Source organism: Lederbergia sp. NSJ-179 (assembly GCF_022867885.1).
Lineage (GTDB): Bacteria > Bacillota > Bacilli > Bacillales > Bacillaceae_C > Lederbergia.
The window spans coordinates 88,486-111,217 of the sequence record NZ_JALIFP010000012.1 but is presented as its reverse complement, the minus strand read 5'-3'; the positions used below and the strand labels follow the sequence as shown (position 1 = coordinate 111,217).

Below are 22,732 nucleotides of genomic sequence, written 5' to 3'. Positions count from 1 at the left end.
TTTGTTCAGTAATGAGAATCTACTTCGATATAAATGTTTGATGTTTTATTTTGAACTCGGGGTTCGTTACATACTCCTTATAATTTACTTCGCCATTAAAATCCAAATAAGCCTGATAGCGAGTACGAATAGCTGGGTGTTCAATGAAATCCAGGACCTTATTTTTTGCTACCCAGCGACTATCGGTTGTTTCCTCTGAAATAGCCAACTCCCCACCAACAGGGTTACATACGAAATCAAACATAACTTGCGTAGGTACATCAGTTACACCATCATACCATTTAAAAACCCCTGTATTCGAATAGACACCAACTAAGTAGCTTACCGTGGTGTCGATCCCGCTCTCTTCTTTGATTTCACGAACTAAAGCGTCTATTAGATTTTCTCCAACTTCAACTTGTCCACCTGGATAAACCCAACCACCATCACGAGTTTTTACTAAAAGAATATTTCCTTCCTCATCTTCTACAAAGCCACCTGCGGCAACAATATGCGTTGGAAATGACATCTTTTTAACCCTCCTCGTATACTGTAAATATTATTAAACCATCTTCCCCAATTATTTCTCACATTCATAAGCAAAATTCCTTGTTCAACTAAACTGCCAGTTAATTTACGTATAATACTTCACAATCTCAATAGAGTTATGTGAATGCAATGTTATCGGATGTCTACGCCTTTCTTAGAGTTTTCCTTCAAAGTATTTGAATCTAAAGCTTTCAAAATATCCTTTATCAAAAGTTCTGATATCCAATCACGATTTAATTCATTTAAATGTGTTAACTTTGCTGTCTTCAAATATTTGATTTTGTCTATTGCTGGTTGACTGTCTAGAGGAACCGTCCCAAGAACAATATGATTATCGGAAACAATGTCTTGTACTATTTTCTGGAAAGAGGTGGACAGCATCTGCATGAATCCGATTTCATCAATTACAATTATTTTTTTTGAAGACAAGGAGTCTTGCAATACTTTAGTAGCGAAATTTTCGAACTTACCCACATCAACTCCGTACCTTCCAATTCGAGTTTGGGTAGGACTTTCCACATTTGCTATGTCTACACTTTCTCCATTGACGGAGACACATCTGAAACCTATTCGATCACTTGAATTGGTTATTTCTTCCGTATAGAATCCACAACAATTAGCTGATCCAATTTCATTAATTATTTTTTTTATCATAGTTGTCTTGCCCATTCTAGGCTTTCCCGTAAGTAAAAAAACATTTTTATTATTCCTATGTCCTTCGTCTAACCTTGACAACAACTTGTAATTGGGAGGATTCAAATTCCATGTCTCGTATGGGACAGAGTTTACTGTATTTAGTGCATCGAGCGTGCGTGATTTTATATTGGGGCGTTTTATATATTGATCAATATTAGTATTATCCAAATTTACAAATTTAGCCTCTAGAATCTCTTCAGGTTGAATTTTTATTTCACCACTAACATATTCCGCATTAAAAACCACAGACAATAAATGAATACGTTCATTATAGTAAACTCCTGTTATTCCTAAAGGGCGAATAACAACTCCTGTTTCTTCCAGAAATTCTCGACAAACTGCTATATCTAATGGTTCGCCAGCATCAACAAATCCTCCGGGCATTTCCCAATTGTCAGATCTCAAATGTGTACGAACCATTAAAACATGTCCATTCTCATTCTTAACAAGTGCTGAAACTGCAATTAAATGTTTTGACTGTTCATTCATCTTATAACACCACCAATTCAATTTATTGACAATTAGATGTTTTTACCAACTAAACGATTTGTAGATAGCCAATACTACTATATAATTCTCTTTTATACCTTAAAACCTCTTTTTTAGTTCATGAAGTGGGTGATTGCTAAAAAAGGTTAAAAAGTACACATTTTATTATTTGTTACAAAACTAATGATTGAACCTCTAGATTCATAGTCAAATGGTCGAAACTTAGCTTAAGTGCCTAATAGGGGCTCTGATACGGCTAGCTAAATAAAGTAAAAGCATCCAAATATGAAAGATGAAAAGGAGCATTCCATTTACCATCCCTTTTTTTATGGGATACCCAAAAACCCTGCTGCCAACAAGTAGCGATAGGGAAGATACTGTGGATCCATGAAGGGGAAATTAGTAAAGAGCAAATAGATGATGGATGAAAGACTTGTTGCCTCCTAACTATTAAAATTTAGGGTGATATCCCGAAGAAGGTTTAGGAAATTTCGAATATAAAGACTCTATCTATTTCAGACAAGTTTTATATTTGAACAAAGGCTTGATTAAAAAATGAACATATCAGTTGTTCATCTTAGTTCTGCATAAGTTTCTGTCCATTCTGGAATATATTCAATGGGTGGATTGTGTTCCACCAACAAAACGGTATAATCTTCAGCCTCTTTTTGATCTGCCCAAAACTGATACCCATTCACCCACAAAAATTGTTTCATGGATGCAAATCCTGTTCTTTTATTACCGTTATGAAACGCGTTCCCCATATTCCAGAGTACGCATCTTCACCAAATACGGATTGCCTTTGTCTACCTAATGCGCTTAACTTTTGACTCCTATTAGCTCATTTGGGGTAATATTTTTTTATTACGACCGCATTGTTCAGTTAAATAACGGACCATTTCTCTACCTGTCTGCCAGATTTCTTAACGTATCATCGTAATTTTCAAGCAAATCCTGCAACCCATCTAAGAAATCTTGATCAATGTCCTTTAAAACGTCTACATTTAAAGGAACAAATTTCTGTACAGATACTCCATGACTATTACCGATTCTTGATATTTTTCTTTCCACTTCTTTCACCGCCATTTCTTTACTTCTACTTATTTTCAAAAATGGACAAAGTTATAATATTGATGAGTTAATTCTCTAACAATATACCAATATGTATATTATAACGTTGGGGTGAAGGAAGTGCGAATTTTTAATGAAGTAAAAAACGACCTTATGTGAAGAGTCTTTTTAACGTGCTCTGTTCCCTATTACTTCATCTTAAAATTTTTGAAAACTTCGATCTGCCAGTCTCTGTGCATTACGTTTTCCTCTTTTTACAATGATTAAAGTTCTGGGGGAGTCACGCATCCTTTAGTTGTGAAACTTTATGATATGATTATATGAAACAACTGAAAAGGGTGTTTGGAAGTGAAAAAAATGATAGGGAGTGCGGCTACCGTGATCATGGCGGTTCTCTTGGTCACTACAATTTGTTACGGACGTTTCATTAAGAGAGAGCCGCAATTATGGTATGAACAAGCACTACAAATGAAAGTTGAGAAACCGCAATCAGAACCATTACAACCGATCGATGGAGAGGATCCAGTTAGCTATACTTTGCAAATGAATCAGTTGAATATTACGTTTGATCAAGGAGAGAGTTGGACGACAGTCCCAGTCGAAATCAATCAGCTGTTTGCTGGGGAATATAATGGAAACAAGGAAGAATTAATCGAGCAAAGTTATGTGTTAACAGAAAATCGGGTTGCGTTTTTATATACGGGAATGGGAGATTAGGTTACTGTCATTTCTTCCTTTGACCAGGGACAAAAAGGGAGCGTCCTGGTATCCGTTAAATATTTGGGCGTTTTTGAAAAAACTTCGACATATATAGCTTGTACAAATTTCACCCCATTTTATTTGGGTGTATTTAATTTCTGTGTTAGAAAATTGGAATTTCCTCCCCAAAAAAAGAGGGTAAATGGAGGTATAAAAATGGTTAGTGTAATTTTATCAGAAAAACCATCCGTCGCAAAAAACATCGCCGATGCGTTAAATATTAAGAATCGAAAAGATGGATACTTTGAAGGAAAAGGCTATATTGTTACTTGGGCTTTTGGACATTTATTACAACTTTATGATGCGAAGGATTATGATGAGGGAATGGCGAAATGGAGAATGGAAAATTTCCCTTTTATCCCTTCCCATTTTCGATACAAAGTAAAAAGCGATCCCCGCAATAAAGAAAAAGAAGATCTTGGTGCTAAAAAACAGTTGAAAATAATATACGACTTAATCAAACGAAATGATGTAGATACAGTAATCTCGGCTACTGATTATGATCGTGAAGGACAAGTCATTGGGGATACAATTATTTATAATCTCAAGATAAAAAAACAAGTGTATCGGTTATTATTGAATGAATGGACTCCACATGAAGTTTTAACAGGGCTCCAAAACTTAAAGCCAAATACGGAAATGAGGCCGCTTCTTGACGCTGGAATTGGCCGGCAGTGGGCTGATTGGGTAATTGGTATTAATTTAACATCTGTGGCCACTTTGAAGTATCAGAAGGGTTCTGGAAAGGCACTGAACATTGGAAGAGTGCTACTACCAACGTTAAAAATTATATATGATCGGGATAAAGAAATTGAAAACTTTGTACCTGAAGATTACTTTAAATTAGCAGCTACATTTAAAACAAAAGATGGTAAGGAGTACGAAGGGACATATGTAGAAGATGAAGAGGATAAATTTAAGAATAAGGAAACTTTGGAATTCATACAACAAGCTCTAAATAATCAATCAGCCACAATCTTAGACAAAAAGGTTGAACTAAAAAAGGAATATCCCCCATATTTATTTAACCTTTCGAACTTACAAGGTTTTATCACAAGTAAATATAAAGGATGGACTTCAGATAAAGTCTTGAAAGTAGCACAATCTCTTTATGAAAAGAAATATATAACTTATCCCCGTACTGCTAGTGTAGTATTGGAAGAAAGTTTAGTAGATAAGGCAGCTAAGGTACTGGGTAATCTAAAAAAAGGTCTGCCATATGAAAATGAAATTACATTTGTAAAAAAGAAACGTGTTTTCGATAATTCCAAGGTAGAAAGTCACAGTGCGATTACACCAACGTATTTAGTTCCGAAATCACTATCAAGCGATGAAGAAATTGTTTATAGTGCTATTAAAAATCGCTTTATTATGCAGTTTATGCCTATTGCTGAACATGAAGAAACTAAAATAATGACTAAAGTTAATACGGATGAAATTAAAGGTCTGTTTACATCAAAAGGGAAAGTACAATTAGTTGAAGGATGGAAAAAGGTTGAGAAAATTGAATCGAAGGATACTGTCCTACCTTTAGTAAATTTAGATGAGATTGTTAGTATTATAGACCATAAATTGACTTCTCACGTGACAAAACCACCAAAACATCATACGGAAAAAACATTACTTAGAATAATGGAAACATGCGGCAAAGGCAAAGAAGATGAAGAAAGCGAAGAAATGATGGCGGCTGTATTAAGCGGCTATAGCATAGGTACACCAGCTACAAGGGCTGAAACAATTAAAAAGCTAAAAGAAGTCGGCTATATTGCCACTCAACATAAAAAATTAATTTGTACGGAACTTGGGAAAAAGTTAGTTGAAACATTTCCAGTAAAGGAATTATTTAATTTAGAATTCACTGGCAGACTGGAAAAAACATTGTCTGATATTGAAAAACAAAAGTTTAAAAAGGAAAGGTTTTTGAACTTAATTTTTGAATTTACGACTGATGCTGTTAAAACAATTAAAAATGAAAAAGACATCGTTATTAATGAAGTATCAAATGAAAAGAAATCAATGGAGGTTCTGGGAAAATGTCCGCTTTGTGGGCATGGAATTATCGAAGGACAAAAAGGCTTTGGATGCAGCAACTGGAAAAACGGCTGTAAATTTATCATTTGGAAAAATGATAAATATTTAGCATCGATGAAAAAGAAACCAACAAAAACAATGGTAAAAAGCCTTTTGAAAAATGGAGTCGTTTTGGTTAAAGGACTAACAAGTAAAAAAGGAAATAAATTTGATGCTTATTTACGTTATGAGAAAAATCCTGGTAATGACTATTTTAGTTGGAAGATGGAGTTTCCTGAAAAGCAAAAGGTTAGAGGTGAAAGTTAACGTGATTAAAAATAATGGAGAAAAGCGAATGTGTTAAAGCTAAAAAGATTACCTTTGTCTACAAAAGCTTGAACATGAATTTCTCGGTTCTGCGTGAAGTCAAGCTATAGTCGAGATTATTTTATCAGAGCAGAAAGCCTTAACGGCGAATAAACACGACATGATGACGAATAAAGACAGAGCATGACGAGTAAAAGTTGCCTGACGACGAATAAAAACGAGTAACGACGAATAAATCTATCCCAATGGCGAATAAAGGCTCTGCAGTGTTTTTTCACCGGATAAGCAGGAAAATGGGACTCAGATGGTGAAGGTTCTTTAGACGCGTAGAAAGGAGGGCTCACTTTGAACATTTTAAATGAAGCCGAAAAAAATCAAGGATACAGATTATTGTTTGACGGCCAAACATTAGACGGATGGGCTGCAACTAGTCATCCAGAAGGTTGGCTGGCGCACAATGGAATGATCATTTGTAAGGGTGGTACGAATGGTTATTTGTATACGAGGGATCAATTTGAAGATTTTATTTTGCAATTAGAATATCGAACAGAGCTTGTTGTCAATAGCGGTATTTTTTTCTAAGTTTACCTATGCTTGGCGTGATCGCCCACGTTTAGGCCATATAGGACTACAAGATCATGGCGGCTATGCCGAATTCCGCAATATTAAGATTCGCAATCTAAATCCAAACACTAATTGATGGAAGGGGAATTCAAATGGAGAAAAAATACAAAATAGTAGGATATGCCGGAGACGGGTCTTTACCCAGCATCCATACCGAAGATGCTTTGAAATTAACTCATTTAAATGTAGCGTTTGGCCATGTTGTACAGGATGAGATTCGAATTGATCATTTGAAAAATCTAGACCGCCTTGCGGCATTAAAGACCATTAATCCCAATCTCACTATATTACTGTCTGTTGGCGGCTGGAGTGCTGGGGGATTCTCAGAAGCGGCTTCCACTTTCGAGGGAAGGAAGCTGATGGCAGAGTGTGCTGTAAAAATAGTAAAGGAACATTCTTTTGACGGGATTGATCTTGATTGGGAATATCCTTGCTATAGTGAAGCAGGCATTCATTCCTCACCAGCTGATAAAGAAAACTTTACCTACTTATTGAGAGATATTAGAGAGGCATTGGATAAGCTCGAAAAGGAAACAGGTACATATTATCTACTGACGATCGCAGCGGGTGCTGATCAGTATTACATTGATGGATCCGAGATGAGTGAGGTTCAAAAGTATGTAGATTATGTTCAGTTGATGACTTACGACATGCGTGGGGGATTCCAAACGTTAACAGGGCATCATACGAATCTATATACGCCAACCGGGGATCTTTTCAGAATTAGTGTCCATCAATCTGTAAATCTATTTGTTCAGGCTGGTGTTCCCCGTGAGAAGATTGTGATCGGAGCCGCATTTTATTCTCGCATGTGGAAGGATGTGCCCGATAAAAATAACGGTTTACATCAAATGACTGCAGGCTCAGGAGGGTATGGTCCAGATTTTTCTGAGCTTGCAGCGAATTATATTAATGTGAATGGATTTACCCGTTTTTGGGATGACGAAGCGAAGGCACCTTATCTTTTTGATGGTCATACTTTCATTACATATGATGACGAAGAATCGATTCAACATAAATGTAAATATGTGGCAAGTGAAGGACTGGGTGGGATTATGTTTTGGGAATACAAATGCGACAATACTCATCGTCTTCTAGATGCGATGAATAAGTCGCTAAACTACTAATCCCGATTAGAAAAATCACCATAAAACACAAAAATGGATCTGATAAAATCAGGCCCATTTTTTAATTCGTAACCAAATTTCTCTTTTTTAATCCGGCAAAAATAGTAACGAAGATACTACAAATACTTACAATAGCACCTATAGCCCCGATTACCATTACCCAATAAGTAGGCATCATAAAACCTGCTAAGACAAGACCTAGAAAACTCAGAACGATAAAGAATTGATAAATAGCAGAAATAATTCTCACCGCAAGATGATTAAAAAGCGATAAAATGAAAGGAGGTAAAAATAGCACGACTAGTATTCCGATAGATAACCATAAAATTGCTGGCTCATCGAACGAAACAGTATTAGGCCCTGTTGGGTTTTTAGCACCTATTAATAAAGCAATAAGAGCTGATATCATGGACAAAAACACCATAGAAAATTTTTTACCATCACAAAAACTCCTTTTTGTCTTAACGTTAAAAAATAAACTCTTCCAAATAAACGACATTCACTTTTTAATGACCCCATTTTTAAAAGCATAAATGACGGCCTGCGTGCGATCCTGAACCTCCAGCTTGCTTAAAATATTGCTGACATGGGTTTTCACTGTTTTTAACGCAATAAAAAGCTCATCCGCCATTTCCTTGTTTGTTTTTCCTTGTGTCATGAGCGTGAGAATTTCCATTTCCCGACTTGTTAAATCATCATGAAGGGAACGTTTTTCCTTATGTTGGAACTTCTTCATCATTTTATCTGTCACTTCAGGTTCCAGTACTTTTTGCCCTTTATAGGCAGCCCGAACAGCATCTGCGATATCACTTGCTTTGGAAGTTTTGAGCATATAGCCGGCAGCACCCGCTTCCAGGGCAGGATATACTTTTTCATCATCCAAAAAGCTTGTAACGACCAAGATTTTTGCTTCTGGCCATTGATCGATGATTGCAGCTGTTGCCTCGATTCCATTCATTTGTTCCATGACCAAATCCATTAAAATGATATCCGGGCGAAGGGATAAGGCAAGTTCCACGCCTTGCGCACCATTTTCTGCTTCACCGATTACCTCAATATCGGGTTGAATTGATAAATAAGCCGAAACGCCAATTCGGACCATTTCATGATCATCCACTAATAAGACCTTAATCATTTCACTTCTCCTTCTGATTTAATAGTGCGTGTTCAAAAAGAAGGATAAAAAGGACCAAGAAGTTCGAGGCGGCGTAGTTTCGAGCAGCGGAATGTATGCCTTTAAATACATGAGCAGCGTAGAAACAAGCCAACGAAGAAATTCGCTTATGTCTTTTTACCGGACTTTTTGAACATCCTTTAATAGAGGAATTTTCACTTCAATGCTTGTTCCTCTCCCCGGAAGGCTGACTAACTTGATGTTTCCTCCGATTTCAGCCGCTCTCTCTTTCATATTCATCAATCCATAAGAACCGGCTTTTTGATCATCGACGTTAAAGCCTTTTCCGTCATCCATCACTTTTAAAAATAAATATTGATCCACTTCCATCATATTGACTTCCAATGTACTTGCTTTTGCATGTCTTAATGTGTTTGAAACAGCCTCTTGCATGATTCGGAAGATGTGGTCCTCTATGCCTTTTTGCAAGTGAATATCCTGCAGATTCCATGACACTTTCATCGGAAGTTTCCCTGTTAATTCAGACAAAACTTCCTGCATTCCGATTTTAAGGCTCTTGCCTTCCAATTGAATCGGCCTGAGATGAAGAAGTAAAGCTCTCATTTCTGATTGAGCCTCATTGATAATTTCTTCGACCTTGATCCGTTGTTTTGCAGTCGTTTCACTCGTCGGATCAGGGCTTTGATTAATGGCGGATAATAGCATCATCGCAGCAAAAAGCTGCTGGCTGACAGAATCATGAAGCTCCCTCGCAAGCCGATTTCTCTCTTGCGTCAGCACCTCTTCTTTCATTTGACTGTTCCACTTCGTTCGTTCATTGGAAAACTTTTGATATAACACTGCTTGCTCTTTGAGCCGGATCCGGATGTTCTCGATTCCTTGCCAAATAGCTGGAAAATCTCCTTTGTTCAGTAGAGAGCTATGATCCTCGTCATAATTTCCTCTTTCTAATTCCAAAAGACTTAACTCTATCTTTTCCGCTTTTTTGTCTAGCGAAATTCCAATCATATAGCCAATAATGAAACCGATTAATGGGAAAATGACGAATATAAACAGCAAATTGGAGATTAAAAAAGTCTTTTTTCGCATGAGTAACTGATCCCAATTTATATCTACCGTAAATAACAACATCAATAAGACAAGTACAAAAGTGCAGAAGGCTAATAACGCAAAGTAAAAAGAAAATGTTTTGGCCATTTTCATGTGCGTCTCACCTCTACGTCCCCGAAAGCAACATTGGTGATAATTTTTATCCTTCTGGATGCCTCTTCATCATTTTCGTCTGTATAGTAAATGACATTCGAATTCAAAAGCTCTTCTTCATGGTTGAATACTTTCAGTTTCCCGCTGATCGTGGAATGATTCACCGTAATAGAAGCATCAAAAGGAACAAGAAGCTGAATATTTCCAATAAAGCCGCGGATTAGAACGATGCTGTCTCCAGGAGGAAGCATGGTCATTCCCAAATCAATGATCGTATTTCCGAATCCGCATTGTATATTAATATCGTCCCATTCAAATACTTGATTTACGATCCTTTGATTCCCGGTCAGCCTGTTTTTGATGTACGGTATTTTCCTGTTTACTTTTGGATTGGTACCAGGTGGGACGGTCTCGATGCTACGTTTTTGTGGCTGTTTTTTTGCTTTTGAGTACTGGATAAGACCGTAAATCACTGCGACGATCATAAAAAGTTTGAAAAAGGACGTAGACATAATGGGAATGATGGCGAACAATAAACCAATAATGAAATAAACCTTACTTGATTCCCGGCGTGCTTTCCTTAAGCCATAATAAATGAGAAAACAACCGATGAGAAGAGGGACGAATAACTTCCAATTTAGTAAAAGCTCCAAAGTGATTCCAGTTGCTACAAGGAGCATAAACCAGCCCATTCGACTTTTTTGGCTTAATTTTTTCAAGATTGTCCCTCCAATCGGTTGCTGTTGTGTTTATTTTATCACAAGATCCTCTTTATTTCGCTAAATCTTCTTTGTTCATTTCTTTTGCAAGCTGTTGGATGCGGGCATCGAATATGCTGATTTCATACTCATCATTTGCTTTCTTTTCCTCACTCTCAAATGACCTTTCAATGGATTCGAAATTTTCAGCAGCAAATCCAAATTCAGACTCTTTCAGTACTTTATTCATTTTGTTTTTCATCATGACCATGTTTTCCTGCCCCATCAGTTCCAGTCTTTTCATATGCATATCTTTCAGCTTTAATTGCATTTCCTTATATTTGTGCTCAAGTTCTTCTAATTGTTTTACGGAATGGTCATAGGCCTGTTTCAAACGCTCTGCCCGTTCTTCAAATTGGGCCTGTTCACGCAGGGCAATTTCTGACAAATCTTCCGCACCTGCTTCAAGTGCGATCGCTCCCTGTTGTTTTCGTTTTTCAGCCATTTTTTCGCTCTGCTGCCATTCATTGTGAAACTCATTCTTCAAAAGCTTTTGTCTTTCTATTAGCTTTTCAGCCTTTTTCACTTCCCCTTCGCACTCCCGTAAATATTTATTAAGGAGAGAAACGGGACTTGATTTTTTCTCTTTGTCCGTAATTTCGTAAAAATCCTCTTTGATCGCCTGTTTCATTCTTTCAAATAAATCATTCATTTTTTTAATCTCCTTTACTGTTTAGACTTTTTTCAAGTTCATTCCATTGGCTTTCAAAATTTGTAAATGGATCATCTTCCTGATGAACATCTTCAGCCTTTTCTTTTTTCCAATGCTTATACCCTACATAAAGAAGGCACACGGCTGCTATTCCTACCAAAGCTGGTAAATTCCCGAGTAAGCCTGACAATCCGATCAGACCGATGATTCCCCAAAGGATTTTTTGTCCTGTTGACTCCGTTTTTAAAAATTGCTTGAGCGAATAATAAACAATCAGCAAGCAAATCGCAAAACCAATAATGCTCCCCAGATTTGCTAGTGCAATGATGGCTAAAATAATCGCCAAGATAAAGATAAGTAACTTTTTCATTTCTTTTCCTCCTTCCATTTGTACTATCCTTATCATAAAGAAATCAACCTCATCCTTTAACGACCCGCGGCCTTGTTTTTATCTAAGTCTAGAGACGGATATATGTAATTGATCGGAAAAATCAAAAGTTCAGGGAAAGAGTAACTTTTTATCGTAATAAATATAGTGGAAGGAATAAATTGAGTAAGAGAAAACGATTATTTTCTCGTATGTATGCTGTGAACATATGGTGAAATGGAGAAAAGGCTGTAAAGGAACGTCATAATTGTAAGCGATTTAGATAAGCTGTGAGTTTCAAATAGAAGGAGTTATGAACCATGCAAAAATGGGTTGGATCAGCAGGTGTATGTATCAGTGAAAAAGGGCAATTGTTAATGGTATTACAAGGAAAACCTGAAGAGGAAAAAAAGTGGTCTGTTCCATCAGGTGGACTCGAAAAGAATGAAACGTTGGAAGAATGCTGTATAAGAGAGGTTGAGGAGGAAACAGGATATCGTGTGGAAATCGTTGATGAAATAAAACTGAAAAAAGGTAGTTATGAAGAAATACAGATCTCTTTTGAGGTTCATTATTTCTTAGTAAAGATTGTGGGTGGCGAAAGAAAAATTCAAGATCCTGATCATTTAATTTATGATATCGCTTGGAAGGACATAGATGAATTAAGGACAATCGATTTTAGTTTTCCAGAGGATAAGGATTTTTTGATTGGCCTTTTAACGAAGGCAGTGGCAGCAACTTCTCATCATAAGGAATGTGAAAAGTAAAGTTCGATAAGATAAACTAGTCGTATTAATAGTATGTCGTCTTTCATAAGATGATGCCTGATAGTGTAGGGAAAGAGGTGCCAATTTATTGAAAAATGCCTGGCTGGTCTCATTTATACGAATTCCATTGCTGTTTGTTATGTTGATTATTTTATTTTTATTGTTCAAATGGTTTGGACTAGAAACGACCTTTCCCTTTTTCCCTGATCTATCGACCATTTACTTTACAGTTGTAAATGTATTTTGCTTTTTTCTTTTGCACCGAATGTTAAAAAATGAAGGGCGCTCGTTTAAAGAATTAATAGACTTTCGTTCGGAACGTCTAGGAAAGGATATATTATCCGGTTTCTTATGGCTTTTTGTATTGTATTTTCCATTTATTCTGGCTGTTATGTGTACGATGTTTATCATGTATGGATCTGATTTTATCCATAACTTTCAAACTGTTTTTGCTGGAGAAGTGGAGAGTACTTTCTCAAGACCGAGATGGCTAATGTGGTTTGCAGCATGTATCTCACTAATCTTTCCCTTTTTAAATGCTCCAATTGAAGAGTTGATGTACCGTGGATATGCACAACCATTATTCATTAGGCATTATAAAAAAGTGTGGATAGGGATATTCATTCCATCTATTGGGTTTGCGTTCCAACACGTTATGTTAGCTGCAAGTATACAAGGAGCGATTGTCTATGCAGTGGCTTTCTTAGTATGGGGAATTGGCAGTGGGTTCATCTATCATAAACAAAAGAGGTTGTTCCCTCTAATCGTTTGCCATTTCATTGTTAACATAGCATTCAGTGCAATGCCTATTATCTTCCTAATATTTGGAGTCTACTGAGAAGGAAAATAGGAGGAGGGTGATAGGAAGATTGGAAAACTAAATGCTTAGCAATAACAGCAATAACAAGTGCATTATCGGCAGACAGTATCCCCTCAAGACCAATTAAAACCAATAATGTCCATGCATACTCCAACCAAAGTGAATTCATAAAAAGCCCCCCTTCATAATAAAAATATAGCTTATCCTATAGTATGGGATAGTGTTTTAAAAAAGATGCGAAAAGCTCCCTCATGTTGACAAGACCGATGTTGCTTTAAATCATCATGCATTTGGCCATAAATGCACTAAAAAACTTGCTTGCCAATGTTGAGAGACCCACATTTTTCCAAAAAAAGGGGATAACGCAAGTTAAAATGGCGGAGGATCTTCAAGTTACTCGTCAAACGATAAATGCCATTGAAAAAAATAAGTATAATCCCAGCCTGGAGTTGGCATTAAAATTGATAAAATATTTTGATATGCCAATTGATGAAGTGTTTATTTTAGAGGAGGATGACACGGGTCATTCATAATGTTTTCCGTTTTTTTGCATACGCATTATGCAGCTTTGTCAGGTGAGCATTTTTTTGTTAAGAATTCTTAAGAATTTTTACCACTATTTCTTCAGGATTGACCTTTATTCTATTTATACATTCATTAAATTCAATCTAGAGGTGGTAAAAATGATGAATTCTTTTCTTTTTCTTTTTCAATATGTCGTACAACCGAGGACTGTCGGGGCTGTTTGGCCAAGTTCAAAGTATCTCGCCCAAAAAATGATCCATCATATTGATTTCGAAAATGCTGACTATATCGTTGAATATGGCCCAGGTACGGGAGTTTTTACCGACCAAATCATCGAAAATAGAAGTGGAAATACAAGTATTATGTTGATCGAAAGGAATCAGGAATTTTACAGGCTTTTAAAGGAAAAGTATAAAGGTGAACAGAATCTGTTCATTATTCACGGTTCGGCCGACGAAGTGGAGAAATATGTATCTAAATATGGTTTTCCTTATATTGATTATGTGGTATCTGGACTACCTTTTGCCAGTTTGCCTAAGTGTGTATCCAATGATATTTTAATAAAAACAAAACAACTGTTGGGTAGCCATGGTAAGTTTGTTGCTTTCCAATATACCCGATATAAGCTAAAAATGATTCATCAATATTTTCAGCGCATTGAGGTCAAGCGGGAATTTCGCAATACACCACCCGCTTGTGTATTCACTTGCAGCAATGAATGATTGATCCTGAATGAACTGGCAGTGAGATCCCATTTTATTAAATGAAGTGTCCTTTTATTCTCGACATGCTTATAAGGATGGTGAAAGTATATTGAATGAAAAGATATTAATTGTCGATGACGATCCAGATATTAGAAAAATCATTTCGATTTATTTAGGAAATGAGGGGTTTCAAACGGAAATGGCTGAGAATGCTCTTGAGGCATTGGAGTATTTAGAAAAGGACCGGTTTGATCTTGTTATTTTGGATATTATGATGCCTGAAATGGATGGAATAGATGCATGTATGAAAATTAGGGAGAAGCGGCATATGCCAATCGTTATGCTTTCTGCTAAATCCGAGGATATGGATAAAATTCAAGGGCTCGCATCCGGCGCAGATGATTATATCACCAAACCGTTTAATCCTTTGGAACTTATGGCAAGAGTCAAATCGCAGCTTAGAAGATTTAAAAAATATAATGCTGATGCAGATATCAATAAGAGCGTTATTAAAATAGGAGACTTGATCATTCACACAGATACACGTCAAGTATTTGTGGGAGAAAAGGAAGTAAGGCTTACTCCGAAAGAATTTGATATTCTGGAGTTGCTCGCGCGCAATAAAGGGATTGTATTGAATGTTGGTCGAATCTATGAGGCTGTTTGGAAAGAGGATTTCTTCAAGTCCGATAATACAGTAATGGTCCATATTACAAAGATAAGAGATAAAATTGAAGAGGACCCTAAACACCCTATCTATATAAAAACAGTTTGGGGAGTAGGTTATAAAATATGAGGAAAAAACGGTTTTGGAATACGTTAAGTATTGAACTTCTCATTGCCATTACAATAAGTTTTTCCGTAGCACTTCTTATCACAATTTTCATTTCACAATGGATTAACCGCTATTATCTGGTAAATCCTAATCAAATTGGCATGCTTAAATACAATCTTGGTGTTCTCCTTGTATTTACCGTTATTGCCTTATCATTTATTATAAGTTTTTTGTTCCTGATCCGAAAAAAAATAAAGTATTTAAAGCATATTATCGACCGCGTCCAATATATAGCAAATGGGAAACTAGGTTCCACCGTTGTCGTGAAAGGGAATGATGAATTATCACAACTCTCTCACAATATTAACATGATGTCTAGGGAACTTGAAAGAAAATTTGAACATGAGAGGCAGATTGAACATAGCAAAAATGAACTCATTACAAATATCTCGCATGATTTAAGGTCCCCCTTAACATCCATTCTCGGTTACTTGGATTTGTTAAGAAAAAAGGAGTATAAAAATGAGGAAGAGTTAGTGAATTATATGGAAAGAGTTTATTCCAAATCACTAAAGCTTAAAACACTGATTGATGAACTATTTGAATATACCAAGTTGACAAGCCCAGATGTCCAATTAAACCTTACGAATGTATTACTGAACGATTTATTAGAACAGATGACAGGTGAATATATTCCCATTTTCGAAAAGGAAGAGTTGTCTATTCAAAAAACAATTCCGGATGAAGACTTATTCATTACTATGGATGTAGAAAAAATGGTGCGTGTCTATGATAATCTTCTTACGAATGCGAAAAATTACAGTTTAAAACCTTCTGTTATAAAAATCAATCTTTCTTCAGACGGGGATAAAGCATTTTTTTCCATTTCAAATCGAGTAGAAGGCCCTCCAATTAAAGAGATGAATAAATTATTTGAACGTTTCTATAGGGGCGATCAAGCAAGATTAGAGGGTGGAGGATCTGGTCTTGGGCTTGCTATTTCAAAAAGAATTGTGGAGCTCCATGGAGGAGCTTTAAACGTGGACTATAAAGAAGGGTGGCTGACCTTTTCAATAGAACATATAGTACTGAAAGGTAGCGGCTTACAGGAATAGAATGATGATATTATGAACGAATGGATATTTTGCAGGGAACTGGATCATGAGTTTTAACCTTGCTTTTCATTGTTTATCTTATCAAATTGGGATCTGAAATTTAGTAGTATTATTTTCTAATTAAAACGAAAAGATACATAAAATCGCTTCTGGCTGCATAGGGAGGCAATATTTGTATGCGCAGTCATTCTCCTTTAAAATAGGTAGGTAAAGAAAAGGAGAGGAGAACTTTATGGATCATTTAAGCTATAAAGGATTTATAGATGAAGTGAAACAGAGACTGGATCATTTTTCAAAAGAAGAACTGAAAACCTTAGTTTTGGAATGGGCCGCTGTAGAAGCTCCGTCTAAAAGGCAAGACTTCTTGAATAAATTAGGTAATGACCGTCAGGGAAAAATGTCTCTCATGAATATAGAGGCGCTGCTGAATGAAATTGAAGCCTTTGCCGAAGATGTGGACGAAGGTGTTTATGTTGAAGGCTATGGTTGGGACCCAGATATTCTAGATGAAAGAGATTTTGGTGATGAAAGTTGGGCTCAGGAAATGGATGGATTTTTTCTTGAAGCTAGAAACTTACTTCGCGAAGGCCAATCTGAGATTGCAGAAAAGATCTATAGAAAATTGTTCGATATATTAGAAATGGGAGAGGAACCTGGACATCTTCCGGGGGATTTGGACCCAAGTAATATGCTGGAGGTAGACTTGCGCGAACATGTTGCTCTTTTTCTGAGGGCTGTTTATATAAATGCTGATTCAGAAGAGCGGCCAGATTTGTTATATGAATCAATTCAGGAATATCAATACTTGGTTTCACCTAGTATAAAATTGATAGATGTAAAGGATGCGTTAGATACAACGCTGCCTGATTTCAATGGCTTTTTGGTCAATTGGATTGAATTTTTAAAAGAAAAACCATCTGCTCATATTAGTGAGCTACTGAGAGAAGCGATTTTTCTTCAGGGGGGGATTCCTGCAATTTCAGAGTTTGCGAGAGCGTATGCCAATAAATTTCCAGGGGCGTATATGGACTGGATCACGGCTTTGGAAATGGAAGGTGATACAGAAGCTATTCTCCAAGCTGCTACAGAAGGGTTATCAATCATTCCAAGCCATTACGAGGTAAGAGCAGAAGTAGCGGAAAAGCTGGCAACAATTGGTGAAGAACGTGGTGATCATCTATTGAAACTAAGAGGGCTAAGAGAGAGTTTTTACTCCAAGCCATCTATGAAATATTTGCTAGATTTATATATTTTAGCAGAGGAAGAAGGCTGTTTTGATGAGATAAGGGATGGAGCGGAAAAGCGAATGAAAGAATTAAAGAAGAAGGGAAGTACAAACGATTATGTATATCGTGATCCGGAAAGAAAACTTTCTTCCATAGATGAAGGAGTTTTTATCCAAGCGCTCCTTCTAGGTGGACGCTATGAGCAAGTGTTTGAAATGTGTAAAGGAGAAGGCCCGCTTGGATGGAGCTCCAGTGCACACCCGAAACCAATTATGCTTATTTTTTTGATGGATGTTCTATCCAAGGATGGCAAATATTCCAGCGTTCTCCATGATCAGTGGACATATGCTGTAAACCGTGGGTATTATAGTGGACAAGGAACGAATGTAGATAAATATATTGAAATTATGAATCGTGTTAAAAGCACTATTCACTTAACTGAAGAACAAGAGGATTTCTATTTGGAGTGGTGTAAAAAAGAAACTGGACGCCGAGTAGATGCAATTGTCAGCAATCAATATCGCGGGAGTTATGATAAAGCAGCGAAGATGTTAGTTGCTATGGCTGAAACGTTGGCGAATCGAGGAAATAAACAGGACGGGCTTGGTTTTATTGAGAAATATCGGGGCAAATATTCAAGGTATTCGGCTTTCAGGAGAGAGATCACCAATGCAGTACGGGTAGCCGAGTTGTAGAGGAATCTGATGCGCTTTTAGTGATCAGTTTAGAATTTGGATTATTTGAGGGAAATATCAAACGAGGAAAAAAGCTAGGAAAAGCGGAAATAACTGTAGCGATGTTTAGAAAAGCTTTTTGGCGAACGAGATTAAGTAATTGATGGTTGTTGAAATGAAAAATCATTTGTAGGAAGTTCTAATAAAAAAGAAGGGGGAAAAAGGTTTGTTCCAGCGTTGGGACAAACCTTTTTTAACAAAAAATCTCAGTTTAAATCATTCATAGATTTCGCTCCCTGATTTTCCAACCACTTAGCCAGTTGATTTTTATTCATTGAGATACCTCTTTAGCTTTGGACAAGACAAAGAAGGAAAAGAGAAAGATTTTTGGGAGATATCAAAATAAAACATGTTGACATATCGTTATTTCTCGATATAATGGTTTGTATGGAACCAATTGAAGTTTTCAAAGCCTTATCCAATGAATCAAGATTGCAAATTTTACAATGGCTGAAGGAACCTGATCGTCATTTTACGCCCCACGAAGGGATTGATATGAATACTACAGGGGTTTGTGTTAGTCAAATAACAGATAAATTGAAAATGACGCAATCAACAGCATCTCAATACCTTTCTATTCTACTACGAGCTGGGTTAATTAAAACAGAACGTATAGGTAAATACACTTATTATAAAAGAGATGAAGATGCCATAAAAAAATTTGCCACTATTCTCGAAGAAAAGATTTAATAAATGAAACTGAATTCATAAATCAGAATTCAGTTTCATTTAACAAATACAAATCGACATATCTGAATATGTATTTTTTTACTTATGCATATTAACAAATCTAGATATATCAATTCATCATATTGAGGAGTGAACTATTTTGTCAAACACTGTAAAGATATACATCTTAGCTATCGTAAGTTTTTTAGTTGGTACTTCAGAGTATATAATCTCTGGTATTTTGGATAATATTTCAGAATCATTAGGAATTACTTTAGCTGCAGTTGGGCAGTTAATTACCATTTTTTCGCTTGTATACGCCATCTTCACACCGGTACTAATGGCTTTGACATCAGGAATGAATAGACGCAAGTTAATGTTATATTCACTTGGCGTATTTATTATTGGAAATATTCTTGCATTCGTCCTTCCAGGATATGGATTATTTATTGTCTCAAGAATTATTATGGCTCTTGGTGCAGGGATGGTCGTAGTAACAGCATTAACTATCGCCGAAAAAATTGCACCAAAAGGTAAGCAGGGTAGTGCTATTGCTACAGTAGTAATGGGATTTACTGCATCATTAATAATCGGAGTCCCACTTGGCAGAATGACTAGTGATTTACTTGGTTGGAAAGCTGTATTTGGAGGAATCGCCTTACTTGGATTATTAGCAATGGTTGTCATTTCTCTTACAATTCCTAAAATTCAAGGGGATAAACCTGTATCTTTAACTCAACAACTCACTCTATTTAAGAAACCAAAAGTTGTGCTGGGATTAGCCATCACCTTTTTCTGGCTTGGTGGATATTCGATTGCCTATACCTATCTATCCCCTTACCTTTTAAATATATCAGGTGTAAGCGACAAATTGCTGAGTGGAGTTCTCCTTATATTCGGTATTGCCAGTCTAGTTGGATCAAAGTTTGGTGGATTTAGTACCGACCGATGGGGTGTGAATTTTACACTGATTAGCGGAATGACATTACATATCATCATGCTAATTTTGTTCTCACTAGTTACCGATTCTTATGTTGGAGTGTTGATCATTTTAATATTATGGTCATTTGCTGCATGGTCTTCTGGCCCGACTCAACAATATCACCTAGCTACAATAGAGCCAGAGTCATCAGGTGTACTACTAGGTCTCAATCAGTCAATGATGCAATTGGCCATGGCTGCAGGTGCAGCTATTGGAGGTATCTTTGTAGAGAGAGTTTCCCTATCTTCCATTACTTGGGTAGGGGCTTTGGGAGTTGCTATCGCAATCGTTGTAACAATATTGGCTTCACGTGCTACTTCTAAAAAAATATTAGATGACTATAATGTAGTGAACCAGTAATAAAAGTACAATTAGAACAGTATATTTTTGTCAAATGTGTTGAATTTATATTTTAAAGTAAGTAATAAGGATTTCTCACTTTGCGTTGACTCTAGACAATCGAAAAGAAGACCGCAAAACTTTTGATACCCTGCATCGGTCGGGTGGTTCACCCCTTATTGATATAGGTATGGAGCTTTCAACCGCTTTTTCGGTTATTGGAGCATGTATAGGATTTAAATTATTTTGGTTCCAATGTATTGGGAACTTATAGGTGCATTCGTTGGGTTTGTTCTTAGCTTTACTATTCGGCTTTTTATAGAATTGCTTGTAAAAAAACTAAAAGAGTTTTAAAAGGCAAACACTCTGAAATAATCTTAATTATTAATTGTGAAGAATCTCAAGCTGAATTAATTGGGAATATACTTTGGAGTCATTTTGTTTAAGGTGTAGCAAAAGTAAAATGATTGATCAAAATTTATTGAACATGTATATAAAACTAAAGATTGTGAAGTATTACCCTTTAACTAAAGGGGGCCCATTTTTAGTTAAACAAGAAATATGCTTATGATCTTCCATAATCGCGCGATATTCCGAAGTAATGATAAAAGTCCAATTTCTTAAATCTAATGTTGGGATATTGGACTTTTTATATATATAGTGCAAAATAGCACTTAAAACAGGTGCAAAATAACTCCTAAAGTAACAAGGGGAAATAGAATTCATGCGAAAAACAGAGGTGTTTAGGGAACTCTTGTTTCGCGAACGAATTTTTGCTATACTTCTATTAGAAATACACCCCGGTTTAGTCTCCATAAATAACAAAGGATGTGTTTGATGTGACACAAACTGAACTACTCTATAAAGCCCCTGTCGGCCCACATTTTCGAATCAACGAGGATACCACACACTACAACAGGAAAATGTCAAGTACAAGATTGCTTAAACGGGTTCCGTTAAACAAATTAATGGATTTAAAAATTGATTATTCATTTAAGCAGTTGTTTGGCAGTGAAAAGAATAAGCATATAACAGTCGTATTTTTAAATGCTTTTTTACAGAAGGCGGGGAGAGGCAAGATAAAGGAAATTGCCTTCCTAAACTCAGAAATAGGCAGAGAGTATGCGGAAGATAAATTATCCAGATTGGATGTGCTGGTGACAACGAATCAGAATGAACGAATCAATATGGAAATTCAATTTTCGAATAAATATAATATGATTAAGCGTTCTTTATTTTACTGGTCAAGATTATACGCCGAAACATTGAACAAGAGCATGGATTATGATGAGCTGAGAACAGTGATTTCAATTAATATTCTTAATTATAATATATTTGATCAAACGGAACGCTTTCATACGATGTATCATTTGCATGAAGATAAAGATAAATTTAGGTTGACTAATGTAATGGAATTTCATTTTATCGAAATGCCAAAGCTATTAAAGGATTGGAAAAAAGAACAATTGGACCCATGGAACGATATTTTAGTCCGATGGCTATTGCTGCTCGGTATTGTTGATCATCGAAATGGAGAAGTTTATGAAGATATTTATAAGGAATTGGAGGCGATTGCCGTGAATGATAAAACATTGCATTCCGCTTTTGAAGGATGGGAAAATCTAAGTCTGGCTGAATCAGAAGTTCGTGCATATGAAGATCGGCTGAAGCGCATTTTGGATGAGGAAGCTTACCAGGCGAAAATGGATAAATTGAAACAAAAAATTATGGAAGGAGAACAGCGAAATAAGGAGGAAAGCCAAAGGATTGAGGAGGAAAGCCAAAGGATTGAGGAGGAAAGCCAAAGGATTGAGGAGGAAAACCAAAGGATTGAGGAGGAAAACCAAAGGATTGAGGAAGAAAGCCAAAGGATTGAGGAAGAAAAACAGAGGTTAATGCAAAGGGAAAAGAGTATAGAACGGAAAGAAAAAATGGCTGAGCATAAGATAAAAGAAGCGAAGCAAAAAGAACAGGAAGCGGTACAAATAGCGAAAGAAGAAGTAGCCATTCGACTCCTAAAAGCAGGTGTCGAAACGGATTTGATTGTTGAATCTACTGGTCTCACAAAAGAACAAGTCGCTGAAATCCAGCGAGATATGAAAAAATAAACGTTAGTAGAAAGAGTTAAATTCTAAATTCAGAAAAGAGAAGATCGTACCCCGAAATGTCCATCATCTTAACCGCTGAATTGGCCAATCTTAGATGTTTTTTTGAATAGGACGAAAAGATTGAAAGCCTTGGCTGAATTCCAACAAGTATTGTCCATTGACTAAAGGCTAGCTGTAAAGGTGGTGGAACATCTCGGTTTTTTGGAGAATGGTCTTCGTGTA

23 protein-coding genes and 3 pseudogenes are annotated in these 22,732 nt (G+C 36.4%); 14 read left to right on the top strand and 12 right to left on the bottom strand.

The annotated features are described in order from the left end of the window. Positions 1 to 19: 19 nt before the first annotated feature. The 5 genes and pseudogenes from MUB24_RS11395 to MUB24_RS11375 form a co-directional block, all read right to left on the bottom strand. Positions 20 to 508, bottom strand: a complete 489-nt coding sequence (locus MUB24_RS11395; protein WP_244704086.1) for an NUDIX hydrolase — start codon at positions 506 to 508, stop codon at positions 20 to 22. A gap of 152 nt (positions 509 to 660) precedes the next feature. Continuing rightward, positions 661 to 1,209, bottom strand: a pseudogene (locus MUB24_RS23655) (nucleoside-triphosphatase); the annotation flags it as partial. 42 nt (positions 1,210 to 1,251) lie between these two features. After that, positions 1,252 to 1,713 (bottom strand): annotated as a pseudogene (locus MUB24_RS23650) (NUDIX hydrolase); the annotation flags it as partial. A gap of 572 nt (positions 1,714 to 2,285) precedes the next feature. Continuing rightward, a complete protein-coding gene (locus tag MUB24_RS11380) occupies positions 2,286 to 2,429 on the bottom strand; it encodes a hypothetical protein (protein ID WP_244704084.1) in 144 nt (47 codons plus the stop codon). 187 nt (positions 2,430 to 2,616) lie between these two features. Continuing rightward, positions 2,617 to 2,799 (bottom strand): hypothetical protein, encoded by a 183-nt coding sequence (locus tag MUB24_RS11375; protein WP_244704081.1) that lies wholly within the window; start codon positions 2,797 to 2,799, stop codon positions 2,617 to 2,619. A gap of 333 nt (positions 2,800 to 3,132) precedes the next feature. On the opposite strand from MUB24_RS11375, the gene MUB24_RS11370 reads away from it, so the two are divergent. From MUB24_RS11370 to MUB24_RS11355, 4 genes are all read left to right on the top strand, one after another. Next, on the top strand, positions 3,133 to 3,501 hold the full coding sequence (locus MUB24_RS11370) for a hypothetical protein (RefSeq protein WP_244704079.1): 369 nt from the start codon (positions 3,133 to 3,135) through the stop codon (positions 3,499 to 3,501). Positions 3,502 to 3,699: 198 nt separating this feature from the next. Then, on the top strand, positions 3,700 to 5,880 hold the full coding sequence (locus tag MUB24_RS11365) for a type IA DNA topoisomerase (protein WP_244704113.1): 2,181 nt from the start codon (positions 3,700 to 3,702) through the stop codon (positions 5,878 to 5,880). Between the two features lie 345 nt (positions 5,881 to 6,225). Next, positions 6,226 to 6,462: a 3-keto-disaccharide hydrolase gene (locus tag MUB24_RS11360; protein ID WP_244704077.1), complete on the top strand. Its 237-nt coding sequence runs from the start codon at positions 6,226 to 6,228 to the stop codon at positions 6,460 to 6,462. Positions 6,463 to 6,596: 134 nt separating this feature from the next. Next, a complete protein-coding gene (locus MUB24_RS11355) occupies positions 6,597 to 7,631 on the top strand; it encodes a glycoside hydrolase family 18 protein (RefSeq protein WP_244704075.1) in 1,035 nt (344 codons plus the stop codon). 61 nt (positions 7,632 to 7,692) lie between these two features. On the opposite strand, the gene MUB24_RS11350 is transcribed toward MUB24_RS11355, so the two are convergent. The 6 genes from MUB24_RS11350 to MUB24_RS11325 all read right to left on the bottom strand — a co-directional run bounded on the left by MUB24_RS11350 (position 7,693) and on the right by MUB24_RS11325 (position 11,749). Then, positions 7,693 to 8,130, bottom strand: a complete 438-nt coding sequence (locus MUB24_RS11350) for a hypothetical protein (protein WP_244704074.1) — start codon at positions 8,128 to 8,130, stop codon at positions 7,693 to 7,695. Beyond that, a complete protein-coding gene (locus MUB24_RS11345) occupies positions 8,131 to 8,766 on the bottom strand; it encodes a response regulator (protein ID WP_244704072.1) in 636 nt (211 codons plus the stop codon). Positions 8,767 to 8,922: 156 nt separating this feature from the next. Continuing rightward, positions 8,923 to 9,969 (bottom strand): sensor histidine kinase, encoded by a 1,047-nt coding sequence (locus MUB24_RS11340; protein WP_244704070.1) that lies wholly within the window; start codon positions 9,967 to 9,969, stop codon positions 8,923 to 8,925. Beyond that, positions 9,966 to 10,688 (bottom strand): cell wall-active antibiotics response protein LiaF, encoded by a 723-nt coding sequence (gene liaF, locus MUB24_RS11335; protein ID WP_244704068.1) that lies wholly within the window; start codon positions 10,686 to 10,688, stop codon positions 9,966 to 9,968. Before liaF ends, MUB24_RS11340 begins: the two co-directional genes overlap by 4 nt. Before the next feature lie 52 nt (positions 10,689 to 10,740). Further along, positions 10,741 to 11,379, bottom strand: coding sequence for a PspA/IM30 family protein (locus MUB24_RS11330; RefSeq protein WP_244704066.1), 639 nt, complete (start codon positions 11,377 to 11,379; stop codon positions 10,741 to 10,743). Positions 11,380 to 11,383: 4 nt separating this feature from the next. Next, complete coding sequence (locus tag MUB24_RS11325; protein ID WP_244704064.1) at positions 11,384 to 11,749, bottom strand: lmo0954 family membrane protein; 366 nt, start codon at positions 11,747 to 11,749, stop codon at positions 11,384 to 11,386. A gap of 317 nt (positions 11,750 to 12,066) precedes the next feature. On the opposite strand from MUB24_RS11325, the gene MUB24_RS11320 reads away from it, so the two are divergent. Then, complete coding sequence (locus MUB24_RS11320; RefSeq protein ID WP_244704061.1) at positions 12,067 to 12,513, top strand: NUDIX hydrolase; 447 nt, start codon at positions 12,067 to 12,069, stop codon at positions 12,511 to 12,513. Positions 12,514 to 12,601: 88 nt separating this feature from the next. Then, on the top strand, positions 12,602 to 13,351 hold the full coding sequence (locus tag MUB24_RS11315; protein ID WP_244704059.1) for a CPBP family intramembrane glutamic endopeptidase: 750 nt from the start codon (positions 12,602 to 12,604) through the stop codon (positions 13,349 to 13,351). A 40-nt stretch (positions 13,352 to 13,391) separates the two neighbouring features. Here the strand turns inward: MUB24_RS11315 and MUB24_RS23825 are convergent. After that, positions 13,392 to 13,502, bottom strand: a pseudogene (locus MUB24_RS23825) (TerC family protein); the annotation flags it as partial. Positions 13,503 to 13,617: 115 nt separating this feature from the next. On the opposite strand from MUB24_RS23825, the gene MUB24_RS11305 reads away from it, so the two are divergent. The 8 genes from MUB24_RS11305 to MUB24_RS11270 all read left to right on the top strand — a co-directional run bounded on the left by MUB24_RS11305 (position 13,618) and on the right by MUB24_RS11270 (position 22,510). Continuing rightward, positions 13,618 to 13,866 (top strand): helix-turn-helix transcriptional regulator, encoded by a 249-nt coding sequence (locus MUB24_RS11305; protein WP_244704057.1) that lies wholly within the window; start codon positions 13,618 to 13,620, stop codon positions 13,864 to 13,866. Positions 13,867 to 14,019: 153 nt separating this feature from the next. Beyond that, on the top strand, positions 14,020 to 14,580 hold the full coding sequence (locus tag MUB24_RS11300; protein ID WP_244704055.1) for a class I SAM-dependent methyltransferase: 561 nt from the start codon (positions 14,020 to 14,022) through the stop codon (positions 14,578 to 14,580). A gap of 91 nt (positions 14,581 to 14,671) precedes the next feature. Further along, positions 14,672 to 15,358, top strand: a complete 687-nt coding sequence (locus tag MUB24_RS11295; protein WP_244704053.1) for a response regulator transcription factor — start codon at positions 14,672 to 14,674, stop codon at positions 15,356 to 15,358. Beyond that, complete coding sequence (locus MUB24_RS11290) at positions 15,355 to 16,452, top strand: sensor histidine kinase (RefSeq protein ID WP_244704051.1); 1,098 nt, start codon at positions 15,355 to 15,357, stop codon at positions 16,450 to 16,452. The genes MUB24_RS11295 and MUB24_RS11290 overlap by 4 nt, the downstream gene beginning before the upstream one ends. Positions 16,453 to 16,684: 232 nt before the next feature. Beyond that, positions 16,685 to 18,373, top strand: a complete 1,689-nt coding sequence (locus tag MUB24_RS11285) for a hypothetical protein (protein ID WP_244704049.1) — start codon at positions 16,685 to 16,687, stop codon at positions 18,371 to 18,373. Between the two features lie 426 nt (positions 18,374 to 18,799). Next, positions 18,800 to 19,102 carry an ArsR/SmtB family transcription factor gene (locus MUB24_RS11280; protein WP_244704111.1) on the top strand — a complete coding sequence of 101 codons (303 nt, stop codon included), beginning with the start codon at positions 18,800 to 18,802 and terminating at the stop codon, positions 19,100 to 19,102. Positions 19,103 to 19,241: 139 nt separating this feature from the next. Continuing rightward, the gene (locus tag MUB24_RS11275; protein WP_244704047.1) at positions 19,242 to 20,423 is read left to right on the top strand and encodes an MFS transporter; all 1,182 of its coding nucleotides are present in this window, start codon (positions 19,242 to 19,244) and stop codon (positions 20,421 to 20,423) included. An 818-nt stretch (positions 20,424 to 21,241) separates the two neighbouring features. Continuing rightward, a complete protein-coding gene (locus MUB24_RS11270; protein WP_244704045.1) occupies positions 21,242 to 22,510 on the top strand; it encodes an Rpn family recombination-promoting nuclease/putative transposase in 1,269 nt (422 codons plus the stop codon). Positions 22,511 to 22,732 lie beyond the last annotated feature (222 nt).

Bases quoted from the DNA above. Each gene is read 5' to 3' on its own strand.
- MUB24_RS11355 (WP_244704075.1), top strand. From the start codon at position 6,597: ATGGAGAAAAAATACAAAATAGTAGGATATGCCGGAGACGGGTCTTTA.
- MUB24_RS11290 (WP_244704051.1), top strand. From the start codon at position 15,355: ATGAGGAAAAAACGGTTTTGGAATACGTTAAGTATTGAACTTCTCATT.
- MUB24_RS11330 (WP_244704066.1), bottom strand. From the start codon at position 11,379: ATGAATGATTTATTTGAAAGAATGAAACAGGCGATCAAAGAGGATTTT.
- MUB24_RS11375 (WP_244704081.1), bottom strand. From the start codon at position 2,799: ATGGCGGTGAAAGAAGTGGAAAGAAAAATATCAAGAATCGGTAATAGT.
- MUB24_RS11380 (WP_244704084.1), bottom strand. From the start codon at position 2,429: ATGAAACAATTTTTGTGGGTGAATGGGTATCAGTTTTGGGCAGATCAA.
- MUB24_RS11300 (WP_244704055.1), top strand. From the start codon at position 14,020: ATGAATTCTTTTCTTTTTCTTTTTCAATATGTCGTACAACCGAGGACT.
- MUB24_RS11305 (WP_244704057.1), top strand. From the start codon at position 13,618: ATGCATTTGGCCATAAATGCACTAAAAAACTTGCTTGCCAATGTTGAG.
- MUB24_RS11320 (WP_244704061.1), top strand. From the start codon at position 12,067: ATGCAAAAATGGGTTGGATCAGCAGGTGTATGTATCAGTGAAAAAGGG.
- MUB24_RS11365 (WP_244704113.1), top strand. From the start codon at position 3,700: ATGGTTAGTGTAATTTTATCAGAAAAACCATCCGTCGCAAAAAACATC.
- MUB24_RS11345 (WP_244704072.1), bottom strand. From the start codon at position 8,766: ATGATTAAGGTCTTATTAGTGGATGATCATGAAATGGTCCGAATTGGC.
- MUB24_RS11285 (WP_244704049.1), top strand. From the start codon at position 16,685: ATGGATCATTTAAGCTATAAAGGATTTATAGATGAAGTGAAACAGAGA.
- MUB24_RS11350 (WP_244704074.1), bottom strand. From the start codon at position 8,130: ATGTCGTTTATTTGGAAGAGTTTATTTTTTAACGTTAAGACAAAAAGG.
- MUB24_RS11340 (WP_244704070.1), bottom strand. From the start codon at position 9,969: ATGAAAATGGCCAAAACATTTTCTTTTTACTTTGCGTTATTAGCCTTC.
- MUB24_RS11325 (WP_244704064.1), bottom strand. From the start codon at position 11,749: ATGAAAAAGTTACTTATCTTTATCTTGGCGATTATTTTAGCCATCATT.
- MUB24_RS11395 (WP_244704086.1), bottom strand. From the start codon at position 508: ATGTCATTTCCAACGCATATTGTTGCCGCAGGTGGCTTTGTAGAAGAT.
- MUB24_RS11280 (WP_244704111.1), top strand. From the start codon at position 18,800: ATGGAACCAATTGAAGTTTTCAAAGCCTTATCCAATGAATCAAGATTG.